At 48.3% G+C, this 20,570-nt stretch carries 20 protein-coding genes; 13 read left to right on the top strand and 7 right to left on the bottom strand.

The annotated features are described in order from the left end of the window. Positions 1 to 485: 485 nt before the first annotated feature. From K0H61_RS01485 to K0H61_RS01450, 8 genes are all read left to right on the top strand, one after another. Complete coding sequence (locus K0H61_RS01485) at positions 486 to 1,595, top strand: AI-2E family transporter (RefSeq protein ID WP_220051012.1); 1,110 nt, start codon at positions 486 to 488, stop codon at positions 1,593 to 1,595. After that, on the top strand, positions 1,585 to 3,117 hold the full coding sequence (locus K0H61_RS01480; RefSeq protein WP_220051011.1) for an efflux transporter outer membrane subunit: 1,533 nt from the start codon (positions 1,585 to 1,587) through the stop codon (positions 3,115 to 3,117). Before K0H61_RS01485 ends, K0H61_RS01480 begins: the two co-directional genes overlap by 11 nt. 13 nt (positions 3,118 to 3,130) lie before the next feature. After that, entirely contained in the window at positions 3,131 to 4,225 is a 1,095-nt protein-coding gene (locus K0H61_RS01475) for an HlyD family secretion protein (protein ID WP_220051010.1), read from the top strand. Between the two features lie 8 nt (positions 4,226 to 4,233). Further along, positions 4,234 to 5,259 carry a DUF2955 domain-containing protein gene (locus K0H61_RS01470; protein WP_220051009.1) on the top strand — a complete coding sequence of 342 codons (1,026 nt, stop codon included), beginning with the start codon at positions 4,234 to 4,236 and terminating at the stop codon, positions 5,257 to 5,259. Position 5,260: 1 nt separating this feature from the next. Further along, on the top strand, positions 5,261 to 5,671 hold the full coding sequence (locus K0H61_RS01465) for an ion channel (protein ID WP_220051008.1): 411 nt from the start codon (positions 5,261 to 5,263) through the stop codon (positions 5,669 to 5,671). 141 nt (positions 5,672 to 5,812) lie between these two features. Then, positions 5,813 to 6,811: a 5'/3'-nucleotidase SurE gene (locus K0H61_RS01460; protein ID WP_220051007.1), complete on the top strand. Its 999-nt coding sequence runs from the start codon at positions 5,813 to 5,815 to the stop codon at positions 6,809 to 6,811. Positions 6,812 to 6,820: 9 nt separating this feature from the next. Beyond that, entirely contained in the window at positions 6,821 to 7,468 is a 648-nt protein-coding gene (locus K0H61_RS01455) for a hypothetical protein (RefSeq protein ID WP_220051006.1), read from the top strand. A 227-nt stretch (positions 7,469 to 7,695) separates the two neighbouring features. Beyond that, the gene (locus K0H61_RS01450; RefSeq protein WP_220051005.1) at positions 7,696 to 8,199 is read left to right on the top strand and encodes an AlbA family DNA-binding domain-containing protein; all 504 of its coding nucleotides are present in this window, start codon (positions 7,696 to 7,698) and stop codon (positions 8,197 to 8,199) included. Between the two features lie 17 nt (positions 8,200 to 8,216). Here K0H61_RS01450 and K0H61_RS01445 read toward each other — a convergent pair whose 3' ends face one another. From K0H61_RS01445 to lptM, 6 genes are all read right to left on the bottom strand, one after another. Continuing rightward, the gene (locus tag K0H61_RS01445) at positions 8,217 to 8,939 is read right to left on the bottom strand and encodes an HAD-IA family hydrolase (protein WP_220052383.1); all 723 of its coding nucleotides are present in this window, start codon (positions 8,937 to 8,939) and stop codon (positions 8,217 to 8,219) included. Continuing rightward, the gene (xerC, locus tag K0H61_RS01440; RefSeq protein WP_220051004.1) at positions 8,939 to 9,838 is read right to left on the bottom strand and encodes a tyrosine recombinase XerC; all 900 of its coding nucleotides are present in this window, start codon (positions 9,836 to 9,838) and stop codon (positions 8,939 to 8,941) included. The genes K0H61_RS01445 and xerC overlap by 1 nt, the downstream gene beginning before the upstream one ends. Before the next feature lie 105 nt (positions 9,839 to 9,943). Continuing rightward, the gene (locus K0H61_RS01435) at positions 9,944 to 10,579 is read right to left on the bottom strand and encodes a DUF484 family protein (RefSeq protein WP_220051003.1); all 636 of its coding nucleotides are present in this window, start codon (positions 10,577 to 10,579) and stop codon (positions 9,944 to 9,946) included. Continuing rightward, positions 10,576 to 11,403 carry a diaminopimelate epimerase gene (dapF, locus tag K0H61_RS01430; protein WP_220051002.1) on the bottom strand — a complete coding sequence of 276 codons (828 nt, stop codon included), beginning with the start codon at positions 11,401 to 11,403 and terminating at the stop codon, positions 10,576 to 10,578. Before dapF ends, K0H61_RS01435 begins: the two co-directional genes overlap by 4 nt. A 274-nt stretch (positions 11,404 to 11,677) precedes the next feature. After that, the gene (gene lysA / locus K0H61_RS01425; protein ID WP_220051001.1) at positions 11,678 to 12,922 is read right to left on the bottom strand and encodes a diaminopimelate decarboxylase; all 1,245 of its coding nucleotides are present in this window, start codon (positions 12,920 to 12,922) and stop codon (positions 11,678 to 11,680) included. Between the two features lie 40 nt (positions 12,923 to 12,962). Then, the gene (gene lptM, locus K0H61_RS01420) at positions 12,963 to 13,160 is read right to left on the bottom strand and encodes an LPS translocon maturation chaperone LptM (protein ID WP_434086598.1); all 198 of its coding nucleotides are present in this window, start codon (positions 13,158 to 13,160) and stop codon (positions 12,963 to 12,965) included. Between the two features lie 67 nt (positions 13,161 to 13,227). Between lptM and cyaY the strand changes: the two genes are divergently transcribed. Further along, the gene (gene cyaY / locus K0H61_RS01415; protein WP_220050999.1) at positions 13,228 to 13,557 is read left to right on the top strand and encodes an iron donor protein CyaY; all 330 of its coding nucleotides are present in this window, start codon (positions 13,228 to 13,230) and stop codon (positions 13,555 to 13,557) included. Between the two features lie 26 nt (positions 13,558 to 13,583). On the opposite strand, the gene K0H61_RS01410 is transcribed toward cyaY, so the two are convergent. Next, on the bottom strand, positions 13,584 to 15,998 hold the full coding sequence (locus K0H61_RS01410) for a class I adenylate cyclase (RefSeq protein ID WP_220050998.1): 2,415 nt from the start codon (positions 15,996 to 15,998) through the stop codon (positions 13,584 to 13,586). Between the two features lie 202 nt (positions 15,999 to 16,200). On the opposite strand from K0H61_RS01410, the gene hemC reads away from it, so the two are divergent. The 4 genes from hemC to K0H61_RS01390 are packed head-to-tail and all read left to right on the top strand — an operon-like array spanning position 16,201 to position 20,340. Continuing rightward, on the top strand, positions 16,201 to 17,133 hold the full coding sequence (gene hemC / locus K0H61_RS01405) for a hydroxymethylbilane synthase (protein ID WP_220050997.1): 933 nt from the start codon (positions 16,201 to 16,203) through the stop codon (positions 17,131 to 17,133). Positions 17,134 to 17,137: 4 nt separating this feature from the next. Continuing rightward, positions 17,138 to 17,887, top strand: a complete 750-nt coding sequence (locus tag K0H61_RS01400) for a uroporphyrinogen-III synthase (RefSeq protein ID WP_220050996.1) — start codon at positions 17,138 to 17,140, stop codon at positions 17,885 to 17,887. 60 nt (positions 17,888 to 17,947) lie between these two features. After that, a complete protein-coding gene (locus tag K0H61_RS01395) occupies positions 17,948 to 19,177 on the top strand; it encodes a uroporphyrinogen-III C-methyltransferase (RefSeq protein WP_220050995.1) in 1,230 nt (409 codons plus the stop codon). Beyond that, entirely contained in the window at positions 19,174 to 20,340 is a 1,167-nt protein-coding gene (locus tag K0H61_RS01390; protein WP_220050994.1) for a heme biosynthesis HemY N-terminal domain-containing protein, read from the top strand. The genes K0H61_RS01395 and K0H61_RS01390 overlap by 4 nt, the downstream gene beginning before the upstream one ends. Positions 20,341 to 20,570 lie beyond the last annotated feature (230 nt).

Genomic DNA, 20,570 nt, shown 5'->3' with positions numbered 1-20,570 from the left:
TTAGAGGTCGTTTAATTGTCGACTCACACAACCATCCGTCGAAACAGCCCCCATTATCTCCTTGCCCTGCTACCTGACACGCCACTCAATGCACAAATGCACTTTTGCACCCTGCTTTTATTGTGTCTTTGATGACTGAATTAAAAAATGGACAGAATGCGGTAAAGGACAATGTGGAACCGAGTTCGACTTTTGCATGACATTTATCACTTCCACGACTTTATTAAGGAATAAATTCAAACTCTTTGTGGAATCTAAACTAATATAAAAATGGTACAAAGATTGAACTGTGGGATGACATTTATAAAGAGTTGATACATTTCATTCTGTAATTGGTCTCTGTGCATTGATGATAATAATGATTAGTTACACTTAAAGGTTCGCCTAATCATCCCGCACCAAAATATGTAATCAGGAATCTGTAGTTCCGTACAAATACAGATGATTCAAGTTATAGATTTATAACTCGTTGAGGTAATAACGGAATGGAAAACAAGGAAATCATAGCGGTCGAAAACCGTATCGTCACTAAGTTTTTAGACATGTTCATTAAGTTTGGCATGTTACTCGCGCTAGCTTCATTCTGCTTCACTATCTTCTCCCCCTTTTTGAATCTCATGTTGTGGGCCGTGATCCTCGCCGTGGTCATCTTCCCCTTTCACCAACGCGTCGCTAAGCGGCTAAATGATAAACAGGGTAGAGCCGCTACCCTATTGATTGTGCTTGGCTTAATGATATTGGTGTTACCGACGATTTGGATGGTGAGCTCAATGGCAGATAACATGGGCAGCCTTGTTGAGCGCGTATCTCAAAACACCCTCGAAGTCCCTGCACCAAAGGAAAGCATTGCCAATATCCCCCTCGTTGGTAAAAAAGTTTATGGCGTTTGGCAAAAAGCCTCCACCGACTTACCTTCGTTAGTCAAAAGCCTACAACCACACTTAGGCGATGCCGTAAAACAAGTGCTTCATGCGCTTGCGAGCATCAGTGGTAGTTTATTACTGAGCATGTTCTCTTTTATTATCGCAGGCGTCATGATGGCCTATGGCCATGCAGGCGCTAAGAGTTCAACTCGGATAGCAATTCGCATTGCGGGACCTGAACGGGGCGCAAAATTGATCAACATCTGTTCCTCTACTATTCGTGCCGTTGCCCTCGGCGTTATTGGTGTCGCATTCATTCAAGCATTGTTAGTCGGTATTGTGATGACCTTTGCGGGTATCCCTGCCGTGGGTATCTTCTTTGTGGTGGTCTTAGTGCTAGGTATTGCTCAAATCCCTGCCTTATTAGTCACTTTGCCAGCCATTGCCTATATCTGGATGGCAGGTGACAACGGCACATTATTAAGCATTATCTATACAGTGTTGATGATGCTTGCGGGGGCGGTGGATAACGTGCTCAAACCCATCTTTCTCGGACGCGGCGTTGATGCTCCCATGCCAGTGGTGCTCATCGGGGCCTTAGGCGGTATGGCCACCAGCGGCATCCTAGGTATGTTTATTGGTGCCACGCTACTGTCTATCGGATACCGCATCTTTATGATGTGGGTGGATGAAGGCCTCGAAGATGAATTGAGAGAGCAAGATGATAATTGATCGCTTTGTTCCCCGCTTAGTGGTTGGCGGGGTATGCGTGCTACTCAGTGGCTGTACTGTGCTAGGGCCTGATTATCAACGTCCCGTAGTACCTGAGATTGAAGCGTGGCAAAGTGCTAAAACGCAGCTATTTAGCGGGGCGCCAACGGCCAAAGATTACCAGCAATGGTGGACCCAACTTAACGACCCTGCGCTCAGTGCCTTGATTCATGAAGCCATGCTGAAAAATCCCGATGTACGTATTGCGGGATTACGGATTCTTGCCGCACAGGCTCAACTTGGCATAGCAGAGAGTCTTAAGAATCCCCAACTCACCCAAGCTACAGCCCAGTGGCTTGGTGCCGGACAAACTCAAAGCGGCAAAAGCACCTCAGGCAGCAGTTACGGCGCAGCCTTTAATTTGGGCTGGGAGCTCGATTTTTGGGGTAAATTTCAGCGCAGTATCGAAGCAGCCGATGCCAGCTATTTTGCCACTATCGCTCAGTACGACGATGTACAAGTATTGATGATTGCCCAGGTTGCCCAGCTGTACGTGACGATTCGTACCCTTGAGGCACAGCTGCAAATTGCCAATGAAAATGCCCAGATCCAAGCGCGCAGCTTAGAGATCACCCAACGTCAATTTAACAGCGGTAATACCGCCGAGCTGGATGTACAACAAGCTAAGACTCAATACTTAGCAACCCTATCAACTATCCCGCAGTTAGAGACCAATCTGCGCCAGAGCCAAAATGCACTCAGCACGATTTTGGCAAGAGCACCTGGCCCCTTGCCAGAAATGGCGAGTAATACGGGGGTTATCCCTGAGGGGAAATTGGCATTAGTCGCTGAAATGCCAGCTGATTTATTACGTCGCCGCCCAGATATCAGGACCGCTGAGCGCCAACTTGCCGCCCAATCGGCGCTGATTGGTATTGCAGAAAGCGATCTGTATCCATCGATAACCCTCGCAGGCACCCTAGGGATTAATGCCACAGGCAGTGGCCATTCCGTTTTTTCTTGGGGCGTGGGTCCATCGATAAGCTGGAATATTCTCGACAGCGGCAGATTAACTAACCAAGTATTAGTGGAAGATGCGGTTTTTTGGCAAGTCCATGAACTCTATCGTGAAACTGTATTTAATGCCGCACGGGAGGTCGATGATGCCGCTATCGCCTACGCCAACAGCGAGACCGAAATTAAGCTGCTCACACAGACAGGCGAAGCCGCTAAACGATCACTCGAAATCGCTAATACCCGTTATCGCGAGGGAATGGCGGATTTTCAACGGGTATTAGAATCTCAACGTGCCCTGTTTAGCCAACAAGCTCAGCTCGTTAACAGTCGCGGCGCGCATATCGCTAACCTCATTCGTCTTTACAAAGCGCTTGGTGGAGGGTGGGAGCAAGGGCGACTGCGCCCATTAGTTACTCCAGAGGTAGAGAAACAGCTTCGCTCACGAGATGACTGGACCCCATTACTCGATAGCAGCCAACCAAAAGCTGGAGCTGAGCTAAGCGCCCAATCTCCATCGACTCATTAAAAGGGAATTGTGAATGACTGACAATGCACCCGCTCCAGGAAAAGCCAGTAAATATGCCACCTTAGGCCTATTGGCATTGATAGTGATATTGCTGTTCTGGTATCTCTTGGCCGACCGGCTGACCCCCTACAGTTCTCAGGCAAGGATTCAGGCCTTTGTTGTACCGATTACAGCCGAAGTCACGGGGCAAATCCTTAAGGTCTATGTCAAAGATAATCAAGATGTTACTGAAGGCGAGGCACTTTTTGATGTCGATCCCGAGGCCTATGATATCGCGCTAGCCAAAGCAAAATCCGACTATGAAACGGTACTCAGTGGTGTTAAAGCCAATAGCGAAGGCGTTAAAGCTGCCCAAGCGAAATTAGAAGCCATGCGCGCATCCTACAACAACGCCGTAAAAGATGCGGAACGTCAAGAGCGCCTATACCGCCAAGACCCTGGGGCCATTTCAGTGCGCCGACTCGAAATGGCTCAAGCTTCTCGTGAAACAGCCAGCAGCCAAGTCACAGCGGCAGAAGCCGATGTGAGACGCGCAATAGAGGCGGCAGGGGTTAGTGGTGAAAACAACTCGCAACTTCTCAGTGCCCGCTCCGCGGTTAATAAAGCCGAGCGCGATAAACAAAATACCCACGTGGTCGCGCCAAGCAGCGGTTTAATTACAGATTTAAATACCGATGTGGGGCAATTTATCGGCGCAGGAACTCCAGCCATGACGCTGATTGCCATTCACGATGTATGGATTTCCGCTGATTTTACCGAAAACAATCTGGGCAATGTGCAGCCTGGGGATAAGGTATCAATTTTACTCGACAGCATGCCGGGCAAACTTTTTAGCGGAGAAGTCCGCAGCATTGTCTATGGTGTTGACGATGGTAAAAAGCACGCTGTTGGATCTTTACCCTCCGTCAGTAATAGTCGCGACTGGCTGCGCCAAGCACAGCGCTTTCCTGTCAAAATTGCCTTCTCACCCGATGATATGCCGCCCGCTGAAAACTTACGGGTTGGAGGTCAAGCCGATATCTTGATTTACAGCGAGGAACATAGCCTGCTTAACCCCCTCGGCGCCCTGTATATTCGACTCATGAGCCTATTCTCGTACCTGTATTGAGGTCAAATATGCACCCCGCAGACACTACGGCACTCAGGATTAGCGTTGGTACAGGTTTAGCGGTCTTTGTCTGCTTTGGGTTTGGGCTACCTATGCCCCATCTTGGCTGCATTATGGCTTGGGTCATACTCTGTATGCCCGGTGAGGCGCTGAGCCTCAAAAAAGGCATCGTTGGTGGCACCTTGCTGGCACTTATCATGACTGCAGGCGTCTTGTTAGTACCTCTATTAAATTATTACCCCCTAGCCGCTGTGTTGTTAGTTGCGTTACTACTCTACTTTTTGATGGTGATGTCGGTTACGGGCAAGGGCGTACTTGCCATGTTGTTAACAATGGCGATTACCCTCATCCCCATTGCAGGCTTAATTGAGCAAGCCCTCGCACTCGCAATCGCGCAGCTAATCGCTGTAGGTATGCTGATTGGCACCCTAGTCAATGCAGCAGCCCATGCACTGTTCCCACCGCCTCCCGTTGCAGCGGTGAATAAACCAAAACCATTACCGCCAGAACACCCTAAAAGGCTGGCACTGCGTGCGACCGTAATTGTGTTGCCAATTTGGTTTCTAGCCCTTAACGACCCTGCGTTTTATATCCCTGCTGTGATGAAAACAGTGATGCTGGCACAGCAAAGTACCCTGCTTAATGCTAAAGAGGCGGGGCGTGAACTGGTGCTATCCACCTTGGTGGGCGCGCTGCTTGCCTTCGCCTTATGGATGGGATTAAGCATTTGGCCATCATTATTGATGTTAGTCCTTATGCTCACCCTGATGACCCTGTGGCTAACACAACGCATGCTTCAACTCGTGCCAACGCGCTTTCCTGCATCATTCTGGAGTAATAGTTGGATCACTGCCCTTATCCTTTTTGGTCCAGCCATTGCCGATAGTGCTAATGGCAAGGACGTTTGGCTAGCGGCATCAATGCGCTGCAGTCTGTATTTAGCCATCGCAGGTTACGGCTGGCTATGTTTTAAGATCCTCGAACAACACTGGCCCGCTGGTCGACCTGTATCAGAAACCCCTGTAGGAGAATGAAATGTTTTTAGCATTAGCCGTTGGTTTGCCAATTATCTTAATGAATATGTTGCTGCAATCCTTGGCAACCATGTGGTGCCTGCGTTTCTACAATAAGCGGATGCACGAACGTAATAGCATGATCGCGGGGGTGTTTGGTCTATTTGGCATTACTACTATCGTCATGATCGGTAACCTTTTACAAACCGTCACCTGGGGCTGCTTATTTTTCGTCTTAGGCGAATTCGACACCTTACATCAGGCGATTTATCACTCAGGGGTGAATTTCGCAACCTTAGGCTATGGCGATATTGTGATGAGTGATAAATGGAAATTACTCGGACCAATTGAAGCGATGAATGGTGCCATGATGATCGGTTTATCGGGTGCATCGATGCTGGCGGTATTACAGCAATATATCCAAAAGAAGTAATACTCCCAACGAATCCCTAACTGCTTCAGAGTGATACACTTTAAAGGACATCATACTGAAACAAATCGTTAACTTAATTGACATCTTTTAGCTCTATTCTCCCGCTCGTCAATTAAGTTAACGATTATTCAGGAGTTTTAGATGTTCAAGCCCACCTTGCTCTGTGCTAGCCTTTTAGCTTCAAGCCTATTCGCCTCACAAGCCTTCGCCTTAAATATTGTGCTCACTAATGATGACAGCTGGAATACTGACAATATCCAGGTCATGTTCAGCGCCCTAAAATCAGCAGGTCACAATGTCGTTATGTCGGCACCTTGTACAGGCCAAAGTGGTAAAGGTGGCGCCATCAGTTTTCTTAAGCCCGTGGTGACCAATTACACTAAAGCGGAGGATATGCAGTACTGCGTAGGCGATACCGATACTAGCAAAGCTTTTACAAACTACGTTGAAGGCACGCCCATTATGGCGGTACTGCACGGTATCGACGTCGCAGCACAAACAGCTTGGGGTAAGGCGCCCGATCTAGTGATCTCAGGCCCTAATGAAGGCAATAACTTAGGTTACTTAAACAACAGCTCAGGCACCCTTGGTGCGGCTATGGTGTCGATTACCCGCGGTATTCCTGCTATTGCTATAAGCGCAGCCGATGGTGATGCAGAAAAAGCGCCAAAAGTTGCCAAGATCGTTATCGATATCATCAGCACTTTGGAAGCCCAGCGCTCCGAGGGTCAACCACTACTGCCACCGTTTACGGGTCTAAACGTCAATACACCTTCTGATCTTGATAACAACAAAGGCTACAAGTTTACCCAAGTGGGTTGGAATGCGGGCGCCGATATCGTCTTTCGTAGCAATTTAGCCGAGGACACAAGCGCCATGTACTACATGACTCAGGGCATTATGGAGGCGAAAGGACTCGATCAAGCTGCAGCTTCAGCGGTGGCCAAACAGTTACTCGATGGCAAAATGGGAATTTCCTTCGCCCAGGGTGAAGATTTAGTGAAAGATCACGCCGAAGATTCCGAGGGCGTTGCCCTATATAACGGTTATATCACTATCAGTACTATCGATGCCCAAGTGCAGGCAAGCCAAGCCAAAGCGGCGCTCACTCAATTAAAACTTAACTCGCTAATTAAATAAGGGCAGGCCATGAAACGCATCATTCTTTCTTGGCTACCTATTATTGCGCTCACGGGATGTGGGGACGATAACCATAGCGAGCCGACAGTCGAAACACCAAGCCACAGCATAACCGCTGGTCACTATCAGGCCGTGAGTTTAACCGACGAAGGTATGCCCATTCTGTGGCAGGCCAACTTAGTGGATTCAGCGCTTATTACCCTGCAAAGTTTGGATGAGCGCGATACGAAAATGCAGTGGGCTGCGAGTTTCGATAACACCACTGGCCAAATTGAGTTCGATAGTAAGCATCAATGCCAGCAGGACGAAAGCAGCTTAACTTGCACGCTGAATGGTCAAAGTATCAGCTTTAGCGCAGTCGAGGCGAGCACTGTGGATATCGCTACATTGGCGGGTAACTATCAAGTGCTAGTCGATGGTGATGTCGCAGAGGTTACTATTAATCAAGATGGAAGCTTCTCGGGTGAGTGGCTAGATTGTCAATTTAGCGGCCAATTTAGCCAACAAGGCATCACTAGCGTCGATGTGTCACAGAGTGATTGTAAAAACCTGACGGCGCAGGGCGTAGTCACAACCGCTTCGCTTTATAACGCCGACGACACCTTAGTGGTAACCCTACCAGAGTCGCTGCTCTCGGGGATTTGGTTTAAGCACTAAGTTGTGATGGCACTTAAAAGTAATTCCACAACGCTGTAATTGCACCGCCCTGTAGGCGAAACGCTTTTGGATTCAAGCGTTTCGCCTTTTCCTTTAATCGCTCTCACCACACCTCCCCTGATCAAAATGCACTAGCAACTTCGCTGGTCATTAGATTGGCGAAAAACTGGTCATTCATCGGTTAGCATGTTACAAAAAGTGAAGTGTTATAGAGGGATAAGACATCCATGAATAATCCTCCCTTTGTGCTCGATGATATTTCAGATTTACACGAATCCGCCCAAGTGGAATTTAAGCTCGCCGCTGGGCGCGATGGCCAAGGACAATTGCCCGAAGATATCTGGGCAACCTATAGCTCTTTTGCCAACACCTTAGGGGGCGAGATTATTCTCGGGGTACGGGAAGATCAGGGACAGTTCACCATCGAGGGTATTGCCAATCCCCTGCCGGTGTTAGAGCACTTTTGGGAAATCCTCGACGATCCAAGCCAAACCAGCCACAACATATTGGCATTATCTGATGTGCAGCTAATTGAAATCTTGAATAAAAAGCTTATTCGGATCCGCGTCCCAGAAGCGCCCGAACACTTAAAGCCTATTTTTATTGGCGGTGATGCATATACAGGCACTTATTTTCGCGTCGGCGATGCGGATATGCACGCCAGCCGAAGGCAGGTGACGCAGCTAATGCGCCGCGCCCACCATTGTAATAAGTTGCTAAAGGGCCGTTAACAGGGTGACTTGAAGGTTTACGGCAATAACAGGTGCGCAAGCCCATGAAGAGCAGTGATCTCCACATGGGGCAGTATTGCGGTTATCGGTATTGTTTCGACTCGGCCAAAACTGGGGTTTAACCACACCGACTGACACCCCGCAAGTCTCGCCCCCTTAACATCGGCATTCATACTATCGCCAACATGTAGCAGTTGCTTATGCTCAATGTTGAGCCGCTCACAGGCAAGATCGAACATATCCTTTGCGGGTTTCATCCGCACCCCGTTGCCAGGGTGCAGTACAAATTCAAAGCTATCACTAAGACCAATCCGCTTAGCATCCACATTGCCATTAGTAATGCCAATCAGACGATAATACTTAGCTAATTCGCTGAGCAGCTTAAGCACCTCGTTTGATACCTTAAAATCGCTGCGGTGGTAGTAAAAACAATCAAGCCCCGCCTGAGCGCCGAGCTTTGCCTCTGCGTCGCTGTAACCGAGCTCCGCTAAACCTTTTTCGAGTGTTGCAACCCTCGCTGCCGAGGTATCGTGGGCAAGCTCAGGATGTTGCTTTAACAACTGCAATTTAAGAATGCGCCAATCGTGAAAATGCCAATTCTGGGTTAAGGGATATTGTTGATGTAAAAACTGAATTAACTGCTCTTCAGCCCTTAAGATATGCGGGTAGTTATCGTAGAGTGTGTCATCGAGGTCGAAACTGATAGCCTTGATATTTTGCGGTCTTAGGTAACAACGCATCATTTATCCTGCTGTTTTTTCGCCCTCGGATGGGCACTATCATACACCTTAGCTAAATGCTGAAAATCCAAGCTAGTGTAGATTTGGGTGGTCGACAAATTCTCATGGCCCAGTAACTCCTGTACCGCCCGCAGATCGGCACTGGATTCAAGCATATGGGTCGCAAAGGAATGCCTGAGTTTGTGAGGGTGCACTCGCATCGCCAGTGCCTGCTCTTGGCCCCATTTGTTCATTCGTACTTGAATACTGCGGTGGGATAACCTTTTACCCTGCTGGGTCACAAACAGCGCGTTATCCTCACAGGCAATAGCCTCGCGGCAATTTAACCAAGCTTTCAGCGCCTTAATCGCCACTCTTCCAACAGGGACGATACGATCCTTATTGCCCTTACCCACTACGCGCACTTCATGTTGGTCGTACTGGATACTTTGCACATCGAGCGCGGCTAATTCCGCTAAACGTAAACCGCTGGAATAAAACAGCTCCATAATGGCTTTGTCACGCAGCGCGAGGGGATCGTCACTATCGATTTCTAACAGGTGACTTAAGGAATCGACATCGATATTTTTCGGCAGCGGCTTAGCCTGTTTAGGCGCACTTAACCCCTTGGCAGGATTAAGGCTGATAACTTCGGCCCGCAGTAAAAACTCGCCCCATTGCTTGATGGCGGATAACCACAATGAAAGAGAGCGCGGGCTTAGCCCTTGGCGGTGTAACTTGGCCATCACCTGCTGCCAATGCTCACGCCCAACGTTAATAAGGTTAATGCCTTCGGGCAGCAACTCGCTGCCGCGCTGCAATTCATAGAGATAATTGCGGACAGTGTGCGCCGAGAGTTGGCGCTCCGAGCGCATATAGGTCTCAAACTGCTGTAAATATTGGCTGCAAGGTTCAGACATAAGAGTGAGTCACCGTGCTAACATCATCCAGTTTTACCTAACTGCAACGCACTGAAATACAGGATTGCAGCCAAGTTACCATTCAAATGACAAGACACACGCCGATCAGAGCTTAGCCAACATATGGGCCAATAATCGGCGTAGTTGTTCGAGTAAGGTGTTATCCATATCGGGGTGGAAATGGGCGGCATCCTGACTCGCCACGGCAAAAATCACCGGCATATCATCGGCTAACTTCACAAGCGCTACCGAGCCCACTTCACTGCCGAATAAACGCTTGGCTTCCTGCTGGGTTAAGCGACCAAAGTAATACTGTTTACGAAGGCGCTGTTCCCAAATGGCTTTCATCTCGACATCGGCTTCGAGCACGCTGATAAGACGCACATGGGTAAAATGGAACTGCTCTTTCAAACTATCCGCGAGTACTTCTTTAAGCGACTCTAAATTCACGCAATCGAGCAACTTAAACGACAACTCAGTGTTGAATACGAAAATTTTCTCGTTACGGGCGGCCATAGCTAGGAGGCTGGTGATCTCTTCCTCTAACTGGGCGACTCGCTGACGCAACAGCTCCTGGCGACGCTCAACCAAAGATACCGCCCCACGGTCGAGGTGAGGCAAACGCATCGCCAATAACAGCTCGGGATAACGATTAAAAAAATCCGGATTGTCGAGCAGATACTCGCGAATGATCAACTCATCAAAAGGCAGATTAGACTGCGGTATCATTGTCTCTGTCATAACTGAATTTGTCCGTCATATACGTGCTGCGCAGGGCCCGTCATCCACAGTGGCTTGCCTTCGCCTTCCCAATTGATGGTTAAAGTGCCACCGGGTAAATCTACTCTAACCTGCTGATCTAACTTGCCTTGGATTTGACCAACAACTACAGCTGCACAGGCACCCGTACCACAGGCCAAGGTTTCGGCCGCGCCGCGCTCATAAACCCTTAACTTAATATAGCCTGAGTTTACGACCTGCATAAATCCAACGTTGACTCCGCGAGGAAAACGCTCATGTTTCGTCAGCATAGCGCCGATTTCGGCCACATTAGCATTGGCCACATCTTCAACTTCAAGCACGCAGTGGGGATTGCCCATAGAAGCGGCACCGCAAAGGAAGGTTTGCTGCGGTGTTTGCAGGAGATAAGTTTTCTCGGCTTTTTTGGCCTTGAAAGGAATTTGGCTCGGTTCGAGAATAGGCACGCCCATATTAACGGTCACTGTGCCATCGCGCTCGAGGCGCAATGTCATCTTACCCACGGCGGTGCTGACGCGAATTTTATTCTTATTAGTCAGTCCCTTGCTACGCACGAAACGGGCAAAACAGCGGGCGCCGTTACCACAGTTTTCAACTTCGCCCCCATCGGCGTTGAAGATACGGTAATGAAAATCCAAATCGGGATCATAGGGCGGCTCGACCAAGAGTAACTGGTCGAAACCAATGCCGAAATTCCTGTCGGCTAAGCGACGAATTTGCTCAGGCGAAAAGAACACATTCTGAGTGACACCGTCGACCACCATAAAGTCATTGCCCAGCCCGTGCATCTTAGTGAATTGGATCAAGATACTTATCCTTTAAGCCTTGGCGCTTGCTAACAGTCCCTAGTCAAGCGCCTGAATCAATATAATATTTTACTCTAACCTCAACTCTGGTTTAGAGATGAATAAATCCAATCAACACAGCATAAATTAAGCACGTTACTTCAAACTTAGGCTTTGCACTGATGACAAGGCGAATTACCGCAACAATAGCAAGCCAATTGTAAGTCAATTCAACCTAGTTAAGCGGCACAAAGAGCTGTTTGATATACATTTATTATCCTGAGCTGAGATTAGCCTAAGGCAGCAGCTGCTCACCTTGCCACAGTTGCGCTAATTTTTCTCGCTCACGCACGAGATAAGCCTTGTCACCATCGACCATCACCTCGGCCGCACGCGGACGGGTATTGTAGTTAGACGCCATGGCAAAACCGTAGGCACCGCTCGAACGCACGACTAATAAGTCACCTGCGGCGATGGCTAAGTCACGGTCTTTACCTAAAAAGTCACCGGTCTCGCACACTGGGCCCACGATATCGAATTTGTGGGTTGGCTCATTGCGCGGATTCACAGGAATAATGTTCTGCCAAGCACTATAAAGCGCTGGACGAATTAAATCGTTCATTGCGCCATCGACAATCGCAAAGTTCTTGTCGCTGTTTTCCTTAAGATACAGCACCTCAGTCACGAAAATCCCCGCATTCGCGGCAATGGCGCGGCCTGGCTCAAAAATGAGCTTAAGCTGACGATCACCTAAACGTTCCAGCAGCGCTGCCGCATAAACATCTGGGTGCGGTGGTGTTTCATCGTCATAGGTCACGCCTAACCCGCCACCGACGTCGAAATGTTCAATCACAATACCTTGCGCGGCCAAACGGTCTATCAAGGCTAACATTCTGTCCATCGCATCGAGGAAAGGTTGAATCTCTGTGAGTTGTGAACCGATATGGCAATCCACGCCTTTCACCTTAAGATTCGGTAATTCATGGGCGCGGGCAAACACGACTTCGGCCTCATCCATCGCGATACCGAATTTGTTTTCCTTAAGACCCGTCGAAATATAGGGGTGAGTACCAGCATCTACGTCTGGGTTAACGCGCAGAGACACTGGGGCAACTTTATCTAAACGGCCCGCAACTTCGTTGAGTTGCTCAAGCTCGGCGCTCGATTCGACGTTAAAGCAGTAAATACCTAGGTTTAATGCTTGCTCCATTTCAGCAACGGTTTTACCTACGCCCGAGAACACGACTTTCGCAGGATCACCACCGGCCTCAATAACACGGGCAAGTTCACCACCAGAGACGATATCAAAACCACTGCCAAGGCGCGCCAGCACATTAAGTACGGCTAAGTTAGAGTTGGCTTTTACCGCGTAACAAATCAAATGCGGGTGGCTGGCCACCGCATTATTAAACGCGTGCCAGTGACGCTCTAAGGTTGCGCGTGAATAAATGTACAGTGGGGTGCCATAGGTTTTAGCTAAATCGTTAACCTGACAGCCTTCAGCATGTAGGGTGTTATTTTGGTAGAGAAAGTGATCCAATGTCCGATTCCTTACTGCGATTTTTATTATTTCTTTATCTTTATTGTGTTTTTTCAGCTTCTGCTTGGCTTACCGCACTCGGCTGTGCCTCAGTCGCCACGCTCTTTGGCGTTTTAAGTTTTTTAGGCTGAGTCACCTCTGCTGCTGAGGATTTGTACAGAGGCCCTTTTTGGCCGCATGCCGTGATGAATAGGCTACCAAGCAATAACAATAAAAACAGTCTCATTTTTCTCAACATCTGTGCATCTAGTGACTAATGGCCTTATAATCGCACCCATCTTGACGAAAGCAAAGGACAGAAATGCATGGCCATGACAGATACAGAATTTCACCAGCTCGCCGATGACATGTTCCAAGCGATAGAATCCGCCATTGAAACCGCGATTGATGAACAGGACGCCGATGTCGATATCGACGCCAGCGGCAACGTTTTACAACTGGAATTTGTCGATGGTTCGAAGATCGTCATTAACAAACAAGAACCCCTACACGAAATCTGGGTAGCGACCCGCTTTGGTGGCTATCACTTTGGTTTTGTTGACGGAAAATGGATTGACGGCCGCAACGGCGGCGAGTTTATGCCTTTTGTTCAGGAGTCGATCCTTCGTCAAAGCGGTATCGACTTAAGCTTCTAAGCTGTTTGGGCGGGAGTCACTCCCGCCTAAAACTCCACATCTGCATTGGTTAAATCCACCCCAAAGGGCATTACCGTTAGCTCGCCCGCCACCCGCACTAAATGGAAGAATTGCGGAATATTAAATCTCGCCTTAGCCGCATAATATTCATCAAATACATAGTGATGACTCACTTTGTTCACTAGCTCCGCCATATTCGAGCCCGACTGTACATAGTGACTCAGCTGATTGTCCTCATCGAGGATAAACACATCCAAATTGTCGGCGCGCTGACGCAGGAAATATTGAATCGCACCCTTAGCCGCAAAGTTCTGAATAATCTTGGGCATACTGGTAAAAGGATCGTCACCTAGTTTAGGTCGCGGCAACTGTACTAAATGCGAGTGCGATAACTGCTGATAAAAAGACTTTGCATCACTTAAATCTTGGTAGGCCATCCCCAGCGCATTAAAGAAAATGCCATAGCGGGTGTGACTGATTTGCAGTGGTTGCACTAAGGTGCTCGACGGCTGTGCCTGCCGACAAAGACGCACGGTTTGTCTGAGCAGGTTTTTCACCGCCAACTTAAGCTGTGGCCTGAGTTTTTGCGAGCAGCTGATCACGTCCATATCAACGCTCTGGGTAGCACGTCTAAGACCCGGCGTCACAAACGCGAGCGCCTGCAAAACGGCGGTTTCGCCCTCAAAGCGATGGCATTGCCACTCACCCCAACTGTTCAAACAAATCGCATCCAAGGCGCCGAGCATATTTTCCTTTTTACGCCCAAGGGAGAATACGTTGGCATTCATCATGTCGACCATCATCTCTTGGCCGCGCCATTCGATGGTGGGGTCGCAATCGAGGTTGAGCACAAATATTAGCTTTCTAAAGTGCCAGGGCTGACACAAATCGAGCTTAGAGACCCGCCAGTCGTGGTCGATAAAATTCAGCAGTCGCTGCGCGGCCTCTGTTAAGCGGCGAGACTTCACCTTACTCTGACCGAAATCGTGCCATTTAGTCTCAGGCGTCGAAACGCCATTCAAACACGCCCAAATCATTAGTGCAGACGGTGTCTTGCCCTTACAAATTGCAGGCTCACCTAATAGGTTTTGTGGACTTGGCCCTTGCCGATAAAGGTAATAGCGATTTTCTTGATCGCTTGAGACCATAGTCACTTCGGACTCGGCCACCGTTCGACTCCAGAGCAAATTGAGCTTAGCAATCTGATCTTCGTCTTGACTGAAATAGGTATGTAGCTTGCGCGTTAACATGCCTAGCTCTTCAATCCTCAGCCCTTCGTTAAGGGCATGGGTCGATGCAAACCGTAAAAGAGTCTGATAACTCGCGAGCAATAATTGATTGAGTTGATCGTTAAACCAATGCAGCTGGCCGCTATGCCAATGTTCACAGTCATCCAACGTCTGGATAAGACTGTCGGGCCACTGCCAGTCCTGCACTAACTGCTGCATCTTAGGATAACGCCAATCTTTGTTCTCATCGGCGCGGCTTAGGTAAACACCGCATTTGAGATAAAAGCAGCGCCTGACAATTTCCAACCTTCGAGCATCGTTTTGCTTAACTAAATAGGCTTCGATGACCTCATAAATTGAGTAATAAGCATCGTTACTGGTCGAAAAATCCCCTTCAAGTGTTTTTTGCCATAACCTGTCGCATAGCAGCTGCGAGTTGGGATAGTCACTGGCGTAGGCTTCAAGTAGCAGTACTTTAATGAGTGCTTTATGGGGTTTATTCAGCCCCTTATAGAGTTGCCAAAGTGAGGCGCCAAAATACTCACTGGCGGGCAACTCATGTACATTGCCTAGGTAAAGCAATCCTGGGATTAACTTAGCATCGGGCCACCAGGCAATGGTTCTCCCTGCCAAACGAATTTGGCTACGGTAAAACTCCTCCAGTAATAACCAATGCTGAGTACTGCCACTGTGTTCATGGGCCATGGAAGACTGGCAGCCTAATCTCGACAATGCGCCATCGCTAAATTGCTGCGGATGCACGAGGTAAAAATTCACTTCAAATTGGTAATCAGCAAACCATGCCGTGAGACTCGTCATCTTGCAGCGAATTAATGCCAGTTCAGATTCCGTCAACTGCGCGTTATGAACCAGCCAAATATCCACATCGCTTTTTTTGTTTTGGCCAAAACTAGCAGTACTGCCCATGGCATACACGCCCTCAAAGGCATAATACTTTGCAGCATCATCCATAAATGGCAGCTTAAAGACATCGCAGGCTAAGGATTCGACCGAGTTAGGTACATAGCCATGAACACCGCAGGGGGTTTTGACGTCGGTATAGCCCGGCAACTGCAGCGCATTATGGTGGAGAAAATAGGGAATGAGTTGGAATAAGTGTTTTTGCAAGGGCGAAAGCAAAGCTTGAGCTCGTGCGATACGAACCTGATTAAGTCTCTCGGCAATCTCAGGAAACTGGCTTTGCTGATCCATCCTTGAACACGGCGCCTAATAACTTATTAGAAGTGTGCTCATGTTAACACTTTTGCAAGACAGAGCAACAAAATGGGATGCACGTCACACTTTTGACCTATTTAGAACCTAGCCGACTTCAAAGAATCACAATGGCTTTCTTACATTAACCCATTGCCAATGTTAGCATTGATGCAACTAAGATCTTTGATGGAAGCTAGGCATGTCTGAAAATCGTATCCGTATCGCTACCCGCAAGAGCCCGCTCGCCATGTGGCAAGCCGAATTTGTTAAAGCCGAATTAGAGCGCATCCACCCAGGTATCATTGTTGAGCTGCTGCCTATGAGCACTAAGGGTGACGTCATCTTAGACACGCCATTAGCCAAAGTCGGCGGTAAAGGCTTGTTTGTAAAAGAACTCGAAGTCGCCATGCTCGAAGATCAAGCTGACATCGCCGTGCATTCGATGAAAGACGTGCCTGTGGATTTCCCCGAAGGTTTAGGCCTTGAGGTAATTTGCGAACGTGAAGACCCGCGCGATGCCTTCGTCTCAAATATCTATAAATCAATCAGCGAATTACCACAGGGCGCAATCGTAGGCACATCGAGCCTGCGCCGTCAGTGTCAATTACGTGCAACTCGCCCAGATCTCATCATTAAAGACCTTCGCGGTAACGTAGGGACTCGCCTCGCCAAACTCGATAATGGCGAATACGATGCGATTATCCTCGCTGCTGCCGGCCTAATTCGTCTAAAACTGTCTGAACGTATCGCGAGCTTTATCTCTGCCGAAGAATCATTGCCTGCAAACGGTCAAGGCGCTGTCGGTATCGAATGTCGCACCAACGATGAGCGTGTTAAAGCCCTATTGGCGCCACTAGAGCATTTAGAAACCCGCTACCGCGTGATTGCCGAGCGCGCCATGAACACCCGCTTAGAAGGCGGTTGCCAAGTACCAATCGGTGCCTTTGCCGAGATTAATGGCGAGGAGATGACGCTGCGTGGTTTAGTCGGCAACCCTGACGGCAGTGAAATCATCGAAGGCGTGATCACAGGTCCTAAGACCGAAGCCACTCAACTAGGTGTCGCCCTTGCCGACGAGTTATTAAGCAAAGGGGCCAAAGCCATTCTCGACGCCGTTTACGCTAAAGCCTAAGTCGATGAAGATCTTACTGACGCGCCCCGAGGGGCGCAATCAGTCGATGGTGGATGCCTTAACAGAAAGGGGCATCGACCACTGCGTGACCCCACTCTTGTGTGTTGAACCTACACCGCTGCTCGAATTTTCTCCCTCCCATCCAATTGCTACTGCAGAGCTAATTATTTGTATCAGCGCCAATGCAGTGAGTTTTGCAGAGAGTGCCATTCAAGCTGCATCAATAAACTCTGGTAACACAATTGCTTGGCCACAAGTTCCCTACTTCGCCGTTGGGCATGCGACTTGGGAAGCATTTGATACGCTCGGCATCATCGCAATGGAAGCGCCAGAAGAGAGTCAGCAGAGTGAAGGTTTACTCAGCCTTGACCAGTTGCAACAAATTCAAAGCAAAAACATCACTATCATTCGAGGGGTTGGCGGGCGCGAATTGCTGGCCGAAGAACTCTCTGCACGTGGTGCCAATGTACGTTATTGGGAAGTCTATCAAAGGGCTTGTCCTAAGCTTGATGGACAGAAAATCGTGCAACAGTGGATAGATTCTGGGATAGATACTATTGTGGTGACTAGTGGTGAAATACTAGAGAACCTAATAAATCTAGTGCCAAAAGAGTTATTTGCATGGCTGCGCTCATGTCATATCATAGTCCCCAGTAACCGAGTAGAAGCTCAAGCTCATGCCTTTGGTATAACCCAAGTCACCAATGCCAATGCCGCCAACAGCAAAGCCGTGCTAATCGCCCTTGAACTTTAAGTGCTATTTTAGCCCGATTTTACTCGAATTCGGCTGCAGCATGTTTTTAAGGACGGTTAAATGGATAATAAGCACGAAGCACAAGGCCCTGAGTCGCAAAAATTAGCATCAGCAAACCCAGAATCAGTGGAACACGCATCGGATCAATCCGAGCCAATCAAGCCTGAAACTGCTGACATTCCCCCAGTTGAAGCAACTGACGCGACGGCTAAAAATGAAATTGCAGCACCGAAAATCGCTTCAACGCAAAAGGCCGATTCTGGCTCGACCCCAACCCGCAGTTCTTGGGGGATCCGCTTTGGTGTCTTACTCGCCTTAGGCATATCCGCTTGCACAATCGGTGCAGGCTTTATGCTGTATCAACAATTACAACAGCAATTAGTGCTTCAAGAAGGCAAAAACACTCTACTGCAGGAAAAGTTACAACAAGCGCTTCAGCAACCCAACCTACGTATTAGCCAGCTTGAACAGCAACAAGCTAATGACGCTAAAACCTTCCAAGACCTTTCAAAGTTGGCCAATGGCCAAAGCCAACTTCATGAAAGAATTAACAAGTTAGCCCAGCGTAGCCCAACCCACTGGATGGCTGCTGAAGCGGAATATTTAGTGAATATGGCCGGACGTAAACTCTGGCTCGAAAAGGACCCACGCACCGCCACCGATTTGCTCAAGTCCGCCGATGAAACCATTGCGGCCATGAATAATCCAGCCTTGCTGCCTATTCGTAAAGCTTTAGCTAAGGACATTGCTGCCACTGCAAATATGAAAAGTGTTGATATCGACGGCAATGTACTCGCCCTCGACGCCTTGATTGAACAGCTCGATAAGCTGCCACTGAGCCGTAACGACGGTGAAGCCAATGCCGAGGAAGACACGACTATTTCCGCAGATGTCTCCGATTGGCAAGCAAACCTCAATAAAACTTGGAAAGCCATCACCCAAGACTTTATTACCATTCGCCACCGCACAGCAGATGCCCCAGCACTACTCGCCCCAGATCAACAATGGTATTTAGTTGAAAACATTCGCCATAAACTGCTGCAATCGCAATTAGCCTTGTATCGTTATGACGCCGCTTCGTATCGTCAATCATTGATGATGGCCAAGCAGTGGCTGCAAACCTATTTCGATACACGGGCTCATCAAACTCAAGAAACTATCGCTAAGATTGATGAGCTTGCAGGACTTGAACTCAACCTAATTACCTTGACATCTTTTGCGGCTAAACCACTGTTATTACAGTTAACCAGTTACGGTGAATTGACCTCAGAAGAGGAACCGCAGCTATGATTAAGGCACTCATTTTTCTTGGAGTTGTGCTTATAGGACTCTGTCTTAGTCCTTGGGTTGTTGGTAATACAGGTTATGTTTATATCACAGCCGGCGATTACCAACTCGAAACTAGCTTAGTCTTTGGCATCTTTATGCTGATCATTTTCTACGCCCTCTTCCAAATACTGGAATGGCTAGTGATTGGCGCGATTAATTTATTACTTCGCAGCCGTTTTATTCCCCAGCAGTGGCGTAAACGTTCAGCGAAAAAGAACACCCTTATCGGTGCACTGGCCTTGGCGGAAGAAGATTGGCCTGCAGCTGAGCGGGCAATGATTAAGGGGGCTGACAACGGTGAGCTACCGGCACTGAATTTATTAGCCGCAGCAAGGGCTGCTCAATATCAAAATAAAATAACTGAGCGCGATGGCTATCTTGCACGTGCTGCAGCACAGCCCCATGCTGAAACCGCAGTCGCGACCACTCGCACCCGCTATTTACTCAAGCAAGGCGACCTCGCTCAAGCCCGCACAGAGCTCGATAAATTAGCACCTACCAGCAAGAGTAAGACGCCCATTCTTAAACTCGCGTTGGAACTTTACCGCGCACAAGAAGATTGGGATGCGCTTAAGCTACTACTGCCCATTCTAAAGAAACGTCAACTCCTTGATGACGCGCAATTTGATGCCTTAACATTGGAGACAAACACCGCGTTACTTAAAGTTGCAGGTATGAAAGGTGAAGAGGCACTAGAACAGTGCTGGCAATGGCTAAGCCGCAGTGAGCGAAATCAATCTGAATACCTTTCAATTTATGCCGTGGCACTGTGCCGCTTTAATAAAAGAGAACAGGCATTAAAGTTAGTTTCGAAAAAACTACGTAGCTCACCTGAAGCTCCGCTGTTAACTGTCATTCCTCAAATCACGACTGCCCATGATCTCGAGATCCGTAAGCAGCTGCTTAAGCATGAAATTACCCATGAGAATAATGCTGACTATCAAATTTGCTTAGCCCAACTCTATGAGCAGACAAGGGATATAAAAGAAGCCAAGACATGTTGGCAAAACGTGTGTCGTATCGCACCTAACAAAGCATCCTGGCTAGCCCTCGCCCGCATTCAAGAACAATTGGGTGAACAGGCAAATGCCAACCAAAGCTACCGCCAAGCAGTGAACCTCTAATCAAACCTTGCCGTGTACCTTTAAAAAGTGCACGGCATGTGTTTCGCCCAATTCAGAGCGTTTAGCCCAAATTTTATCATGTCTCTAAACTAAATTTTTTAGCGACTAGACAGTATAGAGTTGTTGTACTATTGTTAACCTTCAACTAATTTAAGATACTAAATACGGTTAAAATCACATAAACCACACTAGATATAGTGATTTATCAAATATTGTCACCCCCTTCGAAA

It is taken from the genome of Shewanella acanthi (assembly GCF_019457475.1).
GTDB classification, from domain to species: domain Bacteria; phylum Pseudomonadota; class Gammaproteobacteria; order Enterobacterales; family Shewanellaceae; genus Shewanella; species Shewanella acanthi.
Note: the sequence above shows the minus strand (reverse complement) of the source record. Positions and strands in the feature narration are given on the sequence as shown.